This window comes from Streptacidiphilus neutrinimicus, assembly GCF_000787815.1.
Taxonomy (GTDB): Bacteria; Actinomycetota; Actinomycetes; order Streptomycetales; family Streptomycetaceae; genus Streptacidiphilus; species Streptacidiphilus neutrinimicus.
Genome location: NZ_BBPO01000002.1, coordinates 301705 through 310180, shown reverse-complemented (window position 1 = coordinate 310180; position 8476 = coordinate 301705). Strand labels below are relative to the sequence as shown.

General features: G+C 73.6%; 9 protein-coding genes and 1 pseudogene. 4 read left to right on the top strand and 6 right to left on the bottom strand.

Translation table 11 applies throughout. The features are described from left to right. Positions 1 to 67: 67 nt before the first annotated feature. Positions 68 to 1591, bottom strand: coding sequence for a long-chain-fatty-acid--CoA ligase (locus TR48_RS02925; RefSeq protein WP_042364169.1), 1524 nt, complete (start codon positions 1589 to 1591; stop codon positions 68 to 70). A gap of 141 nt (positions 1592 to 1732) precedes the next feature. On the opposite strand from TR48_RS02925, the pseudogene TR48_RS46960 reads away from it, so the two are divergent. Both TR48_RS46960 and TR48_RS46530 read left to right on the top strand, forming a co-directional pair. Continuing rightward, positions 1733 to 2104, top strand: a pseudogene (locus TR48_RS46960) (RsbRD N-terminal domain-containing protein); the annotation flags it as partial. 65 nt (positions 2105 to 2169) lie between these two features. Continuing rightward, entirely contained in the window at positions 2170 to 2901 is a 732-nt protein-coding gene (locus TR48_RS46530; RefSeq protein ID WP_236651981.1) for a PucR family transcriptional regulator, read from the top strand. 46 nt (positions 2902 to 2947) lie between these two features. Here the strand turns inward: TR48_RS46530 and TR48_RS02915 are convergent, their stop codons facing one another. From TR48_RS02915 to TR48_RS46525, 4 genes are all read right to left on the bottom strand, one after another. Next, entirely contained in the window at positions 2948 to 3484 is a 537-nt protein-coding gene (locus TR48_RS02915) for an HAD domain-containing protein (protein ID WP_084728725.1), read from the bottom strand. An 81-nt stretch (positions 3485 to 3565) separates the two neighbouring features. Continuing rightward, positions 3566 to 4135 (bottom strand): hypothetical protein, encoded by a 570-nt coding sequence (locus TR48_RS02910; protein ID WP_042364167.1) that lies wholly within the window; start codon positions 4133 to 4135, stop codon positions 3566 to 3568. Between the two features lies 1 nt (position 4136). Further along, a complete protein-coding gene (locus tag TR48_RS02905; RefSeq protein WP_152627752.1) occupies positions 4137 to 4493 on the bottom strand; it encodes a PadR family transcriptional regulator in 357 nt (118 codons plus the stop codon). Positions 4494 to 4643: 150 nt separating this feature from the next. Further along, positions 4644 to 5387, bottom strand: coding sequence for a cupin domain-containing protein (locus TR48_RS46525; RefSeq protein WP_369405555.1), 744 nt, complete (start codon positions 5385 to 5387; stop codon positions 4644 to 4646). Between the two features lie 164 nt (positions 5388 to 5551). On the opposite strand from TR48_RS46525, the gene TR48_RS02895 reads away from it, so the two are divergent. After that, the gene (locus tag TR48_RS02895) at positions 5552 to 6400 is read left to right on the top strand and encodes a class I SAM-dependent methyltransferase (RefSeq protein ID WP_042364165.1); all 849 of its coding nucleotides are present in this window, start codon (positions 5552 to 5554) and stop codon (positions 6398 to 6400) included. Here the strand turns inward: TR48_RS02895 and TR48_RS02890 are convergent. Continuing rightward, positions 6369 to 7670 (bottom strand): FAD-dependent monooxygenase, encoded by a 1302-nt coding sequence (locus TR48_RS02890; protein ID WP_063770888.1) that lies wholly within the window; start codon positions 7668 to 7670, stop codon positions 6369 to 6371. The genes TR48_RS02895 and TR48_RS02890 overlap by 32 nt on opposite strands. A gap of 171 nt (positions 7671 to 7841) precedes the next feature. Between TR48_RS02890 and TR48_RS02885 the strand changes: the two genes are divergently transcribed. Then, the gene (locus TR48_RS02885; RefSeq protein ID WP_042364164.1) at positions 7842 to 8261 is read left to right on the top strand and encodes a DUF6325 family protein; all 420 of its coding nucleotides are present in this window, start codon (positions 7842 to 7844) and stop codon (positions 8259 to 8261) included. Positions 8262 to 8476 lie beyond the last annotated feature (215 nt).

Sequence of the window (8476 nt, the reverse complement as noted above, 5' to 3'; positions counted from 1 at the left end):
GCCCCTGCCGCCGGTCCCGGCCCGCCGACGGCGGGCGAAACGCTGTCGGCGGGCCCCCGGCAGGCGGTCAGGAGGCCGGGGCGGTGATCTCGCGCTTGAGGATCTTGCCGCTGGGTCCCATCGGCAGGGCGTCCATCACCCAGACCTGGCGCGGGTACTTGTAGGCGGCCACGCGCTCCTTGGTGAACGCGACGAGCTCCTCCGGGGTGACGCCGACGCCCGGGCGCAGCACGACGGCCGCGGCGACCTCCTCGCCGAGGCGCGCGTCGGGCGTGCCGACGACGGCCACCAGGGCGACAGCGGGGTGCTCGTAGAGGACCTCCTCGATCTCGCGGGGGTACACGTTGAAGCCGCCCCGGATGATCAGGTCCTTCTTGCGGTCGACGATGTAGAGGTAGCCGTCCTCGTCCTCGCGGGCGAGGTCGCCGGTGCGCAGCCAGCCGTCGGGGATGGTGGCGGCGGTCTCCTCGGGGCGGTTCCAGTAGCCCTTCATCAGGTTCGGTCCGCGAACGGCGAGTTCGCCCACCTCCCCCTGGGCGACCTGCTTGCCCTCCTCGTCGAGCAGCCGCACCTCGACGTCGCGGACGGGGGTGCCGATGGAGCCGGGCTTGCGCGGGCGGTCTGGGTGGTTGAACGTCACCACCGGGCTGGTCTCGGACATGCCGAAGCCCTCGAGGATCACGCAGCCGAAGCGCCGCTCGAATCCGTGCAGCACCTCCACCGGCAGCGAGGCGCCGCCGGAGATGCACATCCGCAGGGTGGAGACGCCGCCCTTGACGCCGTCCGGCTGGACGACGTCCGGCTCGACGACGTCCGGCTGGTCGAGCAGGGCCGCGTACATGGTCGGGACGCCCTGGAAGATCGTGGCGCGGTCTCGGGCGACGGTCTCCAGGACCGTCCGCGCGTCGAACCGGGGCACCAGGACCAGCGTGGCCCCGCCGCGCAGCGTGGCGTTCATGCCGCAGGTCTGGCCGAAGATGTGGAACAGCGGCAGACACCCCACCACGACGTCGTCGGGGGTCAGTCGCTCCAGGTTCGAGACGACGGTGTCGGTGTTGTGCCGCAGTCCGTCGTGGGTGAGCGCGGCGCCCTTGGGGCGGCCGGTCGTGCCGGAGGTGTAGAGCAGTACCGCCACGTCGTCGCCGGCGGTCGCGGTGACCTCCTCGTCCGGCGTGTGGCCGGCCAGCAGCGCGGCGAAGGCGGCCGGCTCGACGGAGACGTGCGGCACCTCCGCGGCCGCAGCGCCCCGCGTGCCCTCGCCGGGAGCCGCGTGCCACTCGAAGAGGCGCACGGCGCCCGAGTCGCGCAGGTGGTACTCCGTCTCCCGGGTCTTCAGCAGCGGGTTCAGCGGCACCACGACGGCACCGGCCCGCAGGATCCCGTAGTACAGCACGACGAACTCGGGCACGTTCGGCAGCATCAGGGCGACCCGGTCGCCGGGCCGGACGCCCCCTGCGCGCAGCAGCGCGGCGGCGCGGGCGGTCAGCTCGTCCAACCCGGCGTAGTCGAGGGTGGCCGGACCGAGCCGCAGCGCGGACCGCTCGGGCTGCCGCCGGGCGGTCTCCACCAGGAACTCCGCCAGATTGGACATGATGCCTCCTCGAGTGCGCCGCGCACGTCCGCGTTGGTCGCATCGTGGTACCGGGCGGTGCCGGGCGTCCATGGCACCGCGCACAGCGCACGCCCCACGCGGTTGTTCCCAGGAACAACGAACGCCGCGTAAGCTCGGCGAATGGACCTGACCGGAGTGGGCACGGCGCTGCACGCGCGCCTGCCCGACCTGAGCGCGCGGATGGCGGCGCGGATCCGTGCGGAGGTCGAGTCCTACCGCGACGAGTCGCTCATCCCCTTCGCGTCGCTGGAGGAGTCCTGCCGACGCAACGCCGATCTGCTGCTGGGCCATTTCGCCTTCGGCACGCCGCCGGACGACCACCCCGCGCGCGGGACCGGACGGCTGCGCGCGCAGCAGGGCGTGCCGCTCTCGGAGACGCTGCACGCCTACCGTGTGGGCTTCGAGTTCATCTGGTCGCAGATGGTCGAGGAGGCCGGCGGCCACCCCGAGGTCAGCGACGCGGATCTGGTGGCGGGTTCGTCGGAGATCTGGGCGCTGTTCGGGCGGTACGCGGAGGCGGTCGCCGCCTCCCACCGGGAGAGCAGCGCGCGGAGCTGGTGCTGCAGCGCGAGTCGCGGCGCTCGGCGCTCCTGGAGGCGCTCCTCACCGGCGCGATCGCGGGCAGCACCACGCTGTGGGAGGCGGCCCGGCAGCTCGGCCTGCCCGAACGGGGCCCGTATGCGGTCGCGGCCGCGCACGTGCCCGATCCGGGGGCGGAGCCGCTGCCGGGCATCGAGGCCGCGCTGCGCGAGGCCCGCGTGCCGTCGGCCTGGCGTCTGCTGCCCGACCAGCAGATCGGCCTCGTCTCCCTCGCCGCGCCCGACGCCGACGCGGTGTGCTTCCGGGCCCTGCGGGCCCGTCGCGCCCGGGTGGGCGTCAGCCCCGCTTTCGACTCCCTGCGCGACACCCCCGCCGCGCTGCGCTTCGCCCGGCTGGCGCTGGCCGGGCTCCCCGCGGAGGGCTCGGGGGTCGTCCGCTTCGACGACAACCCGCTCGCGATGGTGGTCGTCGCGGCCCCCGCGGAGGCGTCCCGCCTGGCCCGGCTCGTCCTGGGCCCGGTCCTCGACCTTCCGCCGTTGGACCGCAGGCGGCTGATGGAGACCCTGGAGCACTGGTTCGCCGCAGGCGGCGTCGCCGCCGAGGCGGCGCAGCGCCTCTTCGTCCACCCCAACACCGTGCGCTACCGCCTCCGCCGGATCGAGGAGTTGACGGGCCGCTCGCTCTCCGACCCGGCCGCCGTCGCCGACCTGGGCGCGGCCCTGCACGCCCACCGCCTCCAACTCCGCTGAGGCGGAGGCCCCGCTGAGGCGAAGGTCCCGCGTCAGCGGTCGGTCTCTAGGTCAGGCTCGCCCAGTCCCGCAGGCGCGCGAAGTCGGCTGCCGTCATTCCGACCTTCGGGTCGATCCGGTGAAGGAGCGCCCGGCCCTGGTGGTGGGCGTGGACCCAGCCGCGGTCGGCCTCGGTGATCTGGTCGTCGACCCAGGCGAACGGGCGGCCCCGCGCCCAGGCGACGATCTCGGGGGTCTTCCAGAACACCCCGTCCTCACGCTGGGGCCGCGGCTGGGGCCAGCTGAGGAACGGGAGGGTGGGCAATCCGAGGAGAGGCGCGAGGAAGGCGTTGGCCTCCTCCTCCCACGTCGTCGCCCACACCAGGTCGAAGGGCAGCGCCGCCAGCGCCGGCCCGTGCCCCGGGTTGAGCCAGACCCGCAGCGGCTTCACCGCCTTGAGGGGGAGGCCCCATTCGCTCAGGCGACGACGCTCGGCCGCCTCCCACCGCGGCGTCGTCAGCCGATGCGTCCGGTAGCCCTGAGGACGCCTGTGGGGCTTCGCCGCGTACGGATTCAGCGGTCCGTCCACATCCACCAGCAGCACGGGCCGCACCGGACCACCCCCAGAGATCGTCCCCGCACGCTACCGGCCGACCCGCGACAGGCCCAGCGGATATTCCGCGGCTCAGCCCGGCAGGCCGGTGGCGGAGGGGGTCGGGCGGGGGGTGCGGTGGCGGGGAAGGGCGCGCCAGAGGCGCCCGCAGGCGACCGTGCCGCCGACGAGGAGGACATAGGTGAGCGGCGTGTACGCCCCGCCGACGTGGGTGGCCTGACCCTCGTGCAGGACGAAGGTCAGCGGGCTCTGGAGCCAGGTGACGCCGCCCCAGGTGTAGCTTCCGTCGGCGTGCGCCCCCGGGGCGGTGATGGCCTGCTCGTAGGCGTGGGCCGCCTCGCTCAGGAAGAAGTTGAGGACCAGCGGGGTGGTGACCGCGAAGAGCGCGGCAGCCCACCAGGAGTGCCGCGGGCCCTCACCGAACTGGGCGTCCCGGTACTGCGCGGCGAGCTCCCGGGCGCTGCCGAGGCGGCGCAGCGCCTCGCCGGCGCCGACCTCCCCGGCAGCCGTCAGCAGGTTGGCGCGGACCTCACGCCGGTGGGCGATCCGGGTGCGGCTCGGCAGGTCGTAGAGGCGCTGGTCGAGCGACCAGACGACCCGCTCGACGCGCAGCCGGTCGTACCAGGAGACGGTGTTCGGCATGTCAGGAGCCCTTCTGCGGTGCGGCGGACAGGGGACGGGACAGGACGGCCTCGACTCCGGCGACGTGCCGGGCCCAGCCCGCGGCGCCGGCGGCCAGGGCCTCGTGCCCGGCGCCGGTCAACCGGTAGTACTTGCGCGCCGGACCGCTGGAGGAGGCGACCAGCCGGGAAGCCAGCCGCCCCTCCCGTTCGAGCCGGGCCAGGGCGGGGTACACGGTGCCCTCCAGGACGTCGGCGAAGCCGGCCCCTTGCAGGCGCTGGACCACCTCGTACCCGTACGACTCCTGCTCCGCCAGCAGGTGCAGCAGCAGGAGCGAAAGGACGCCTTTGAGCAGTTGCGGGTCATGGCTGGAGGTCACAGCACTCAGACTGTCGCGGGTACTAGGCAGTGTCAAGTACCAGTGACTGTCGGGCAGTAAAGGCGGCAGGCAGACGGGCGCCCCGGCCGGGCGGTGCCCGGCCGGGGCGCCCACACACTGGGAGCGCGTGGTCAGGGGGGACTCTGGGCCTCAGGACCCCTCCGCGTAGTGCGTCGCCCCCTGCCAGTCGATCGCCACGACCGGCTCGTCGCCGATCACCCAGGCGTCGTGGCCGGAGGGGAGCACGGTGATGTCGCCCGCCTTCGCGTCGAACTCCGTGCCGTCGGCCATGTGGATCCGGATCGTCCCGGACAGGTGGTACTGGAAGTGCGGCGCCTCGCACCACTCCGTGCCGGCCAGGGGCTTGACGTCCTGGGACCAGCGCCAGCCCGGCTCCAGCGTCATGCGGCCCACCGCGCCGCCGGCCGCGTTGATGATCTCCACGCGGCCGTGCGGGAAGGTGCGGACCTCGTCCGGGACGGAGAAGTTGAGGCGCTCCGCCATCGCGGCCGCGGCCCCAGCCGACATGCCCGCCTGCTGGGGTTCCTCGTCCCAGGCCTGGAGGACGGACTGCGTGGTGACGAGCCCGTCGCGCAGATCCAGCATCGAGGTGGACAGCACCCTCGTGCCGTCCGGGTAGCGGCACTCCTCCAGGTAGGCCGCGTGGCTGCCGTCGGCGGAGACGACGACCTGGCCCAGGTGGTGCTCCATCTCCCGGCTGCACACGTCGTCGAGGAACTCCCCGATGGCGGCGTCGCCGGCGATCTCCATCGGGTGGCTCGGCTGGTCCCGGTGGTCCACGATGGTCATGCGCGCGTCCGTGGCGTACAGGCCCCGCAAGGCCAAGGCGTCGCGGCCCTCGATCCCGCGGCGCAACATTTCGACATCGAACATCGGTCTGCTCTGGGTCGTGCTCATTTCGTCGCCGCCTCTGTGCTTTTCTCAGCCTTTCTGCCTACGACGCTCCTCCTTTGCGAGGGCCGCCGCAACCAGGGTCCGCCCGGGCCGGGGAGGCCGCTGAACGGCGACGGAAGAGCCGATGCAGGAAGGGAGCGCACATGGACGGGCAACCCGTGGACCCCGTGGATCCCAACGCCCCGGGCGTCCCGAGCGGGCACTACGGAACCGACCTCTTCTCTCCCGACGCGACCGGGGAGGACGAGCGCATCGACTACGGCGCCCTGGCCTACGACGCGGCTACCCGGGCCAGGTTGACCGCCCTGGGCGTCGGTCCGGGCTGGCGCTGCCTCGACGTCGGCGCCGGGACCGGGACGGTCAGCCGCTGGCTGGCCGGGGAGGCCGGGGTCGACGAGGTGCTGGCCGTGGACCGCGACCCACGCTTCGTCCGGGCCGCGCCGGGTGGCCGGCTGCGAACGATGGCCGCGGACCTGACCGACCCGGCGCTCGAAGCCGACCCGGACCTCGCGCCGGGCGGGTTCGACCTGGTCCACTGCCGCTTCGTGCTCATGCACCTGCGCCGTCACGCCGACATGTTGGCCCGGCTGGCCCGCTGGGTGGCGCCCGGGGGCTGGCTCGTCGTCAGCGACGCCGTCGACCTGACCACGTCGGCCTCGCCGCAGGCGGTGTACCGGCGGACCATGGCGGCCATGTGGCAGGCGCTGCACGACCGGATCGGCACGGACGTCGGCTGGGTGACGAGCTACCCGCACCTGCTGCGCCAGCTGGGACTGACCGAGGTCGGCGCGGAGATCGTCGTGCCGCCGCTGACCGTCGACGCGCCCGTCACCGCCTTCTGGGTGAGCACCTGGCGCAGCATGCGCGACGCCCTGGAGACCGCACTGGACCCGGGCGAGCTCGACCGGGCGCTGGACTACCTCGCCTCGCCCGCGCTGGCCGACCTCTCCCCCGGCATGATCACCGCTTGGGGCCGACGCCCTCGCGGGTGACCGCCGGGCCGCGCGAGGCGGGCACGGCGGCGGAGGCGGGGGCCGACCCGGTGTGGAGCGTCGTCGCCAGCCGGTGCCCGGCCCAGCGGCGCAGATTGCGCAGCGCCGGGAAGGCCGTCAGGCCGTGGTGGACGTGGTAGCCCAGGGCCGGGGGGAGGTGCGGCAGCAGCGGCGAGTGCCGCTGGCCGAGCACGGCGAAGAGGCGCTCCGGCGACAGCCTGGCGTAGCGGGCGAAGTCCTCGAACCACCGGGCGCTGTAGTGGGCAGCGGCCTGCGCGCGCCGCAGCTCCTGCTTGCGCCGCAGCTCGTAGGCGCCCAGGGCGGCCCCGAGGTCGGCGCCGCCGTCTGCGCGGCCGTCGGCGTGGTCGGCCAGCGCGGAGGAGAGGGCGGACGCGTCCTGGAGGGCGAGCCTGGTGCCCGCGCCGATCGAGTAGTGGGTGGTGTGGGCGGCGTCGCCGAGCAGGACCATGTTGCGGGCGTGCCAGGAGTCGTTGGTGATGGTGCGGAAGGTCCGCCACAGGCCGGTGCCGGTCTCCTCCTCGGCCCGGCACTGCAGCGCGTGGCCGCGCAGCGGCTCGGCGAAGCAGCGCTCCAGCAGGCGCAGCGTCTCCTCGCGGTCGAGCGCGTCGAGCTTCAGCGCCCTCCAGGCCGCCTCGGAGCACTCCACGATGAACGTGCTGAGCCCGTCGCTGAACGGATACGCATAGCACCAGAGCCAGTCGCCGGTGTCGGTCGGGACGAAGGCGAAGGTGAAGCTCTCGAACACGCGGTCCGTGCCCAGCCACAGGAAGCGGTTGCGGCCCTCGGTGATCCGGGTGCCGAACTTGGGCTGCTGGCTCTGCCGCAACCGGCTGCCGGCGCCCTCCGCGACGACGATGACGTCGGCTCCGGGCAGTTGGGCGGACCGGCTGACCTCCTGGTCGTGGATCATGCGCACGCCGAGCGCCCGGGCTCGCGCGCCGAGGATGTCCAGCAGGGTGCGGCGGGCGATGCTGTAGCCCTCGTCGCCGCCGCGCGTGACCACCTCGCCCGCGACGTGGCAGACGCCGCCGCTCCAGCGGACCGAGTGGTCGGCGATGGCTCCGGCCGACTCCGGGTCGCACGCCCGCAGGTCCTCGAGGAAGTCGGCCCAGAAGGTCACCCCCCAGCCGACGTCCGCGTCCGCGGGCAACCGCTCGTGGACGGTGACCTCGTCCTGCGGACGCCGCCGCTTCGTCAGGATCGAGAAGTAAAGCCCCGCCGGGCCGCCGCCGACACAGGCGATCTGCACTGGTACTCCTGAAGGCTCTTGCTACGCAGGGAAACGTTGTGACTCCACAGCGTAGCCAGTCGCGGCCGACGAGCGCGGACGCCGCGGACGCGGCGCGGCCCCGCAGGCGGCGGCAGGAGAGCGGCGGTACGTTGGATTCCGGGGCGGGAGACGACCGTTGTGGAGGCCGGGATGGACGTGGGATCGGTCGAGTACGTGGTCATCGCCTTCCCGGGCAACCGGTTCAGCGGCGAGATCATGCCGGAGCTCAGGAAGCTGGTGGCCGACGGCATCGTCCGGGTCGTCGATCTGAGCTTCATCAAGAAGGACTCCGAGGGAGCCGTCCAGTACCTGGAGCTCTCCGCCCTGGAGCCGGACGAGGCGTCGATCTTCGACGACCTCGACGGCGAGATCGACGGTCTGCTCAGCCAGGAGGACCTGGCTATCATCGCGGACGCGCTCGACCCGGACAGTTCCGCCGCCCTGCTGGTGTGGGAGAACACCTGGGCCGCCGGGATCACCAGCGCCATCCGGCGCGCCGGGGGTCAACTCGTGGCCCGTGAGCGCGTGCCCGCCCCCATCGTGGCCGAAGTGCTGAACTCAGCCGCGTAGGCGCGCGGTCGCCTTGAGCGCGGCGCAGCAGCGGCGAACCGAGGAGGAACCATGATCGGACGTCCTCTCGCCCGGGCCTCCCGGCCGGGTCTGATCCGCACCGTGGGCCGGACGGCCGTCGTCGCCGGCACCGCGACCGCCGTGTCCGGCCGGGTGGCCGAGCGGCAGCAGGCGCGCGCGGAGGCGGCGCAGGCCGAGGCAGCGCCCCCTCCGGC

Coding starts and splice junctions, on each gene's coding strand:
- TR48_RS02895 (WP_042364165.1), top strand. CDS start 5,552: ATGGACGGGCAACCCGTGGACCCCGTGGATCCCAACGCCCCGGGCGTC.
- TR48_RS02910 (WP_042364167.1), bottom strand. CDS start 4,135: ATGCCGAACACCGTCTCCTGGTACGACCGGCTGCGCGTCGAGCGGGTC.
- TR48_RS02885 (WP_042364164.1), top strand. CDS start 7,842: ATGGACGTGGGATCGGTCGAGTACGTGGTCATCGCCTTCCCGGGCAAC.
- TR48_RS02925 (WP_042364169.1), bottom strand. CDS start 1,591: ATGTCCAATCTGGCGGAGTTCCTGGTGGAGACCGCCCGGCGGCAGCCC.
- TR48_RS46525 (WP_369405555.1), bottom strand. CDS start 5,387: ATGTTCGATGTCGAAATGTTGCGCCGCGGGATCGAGGGCCGCGACGCC.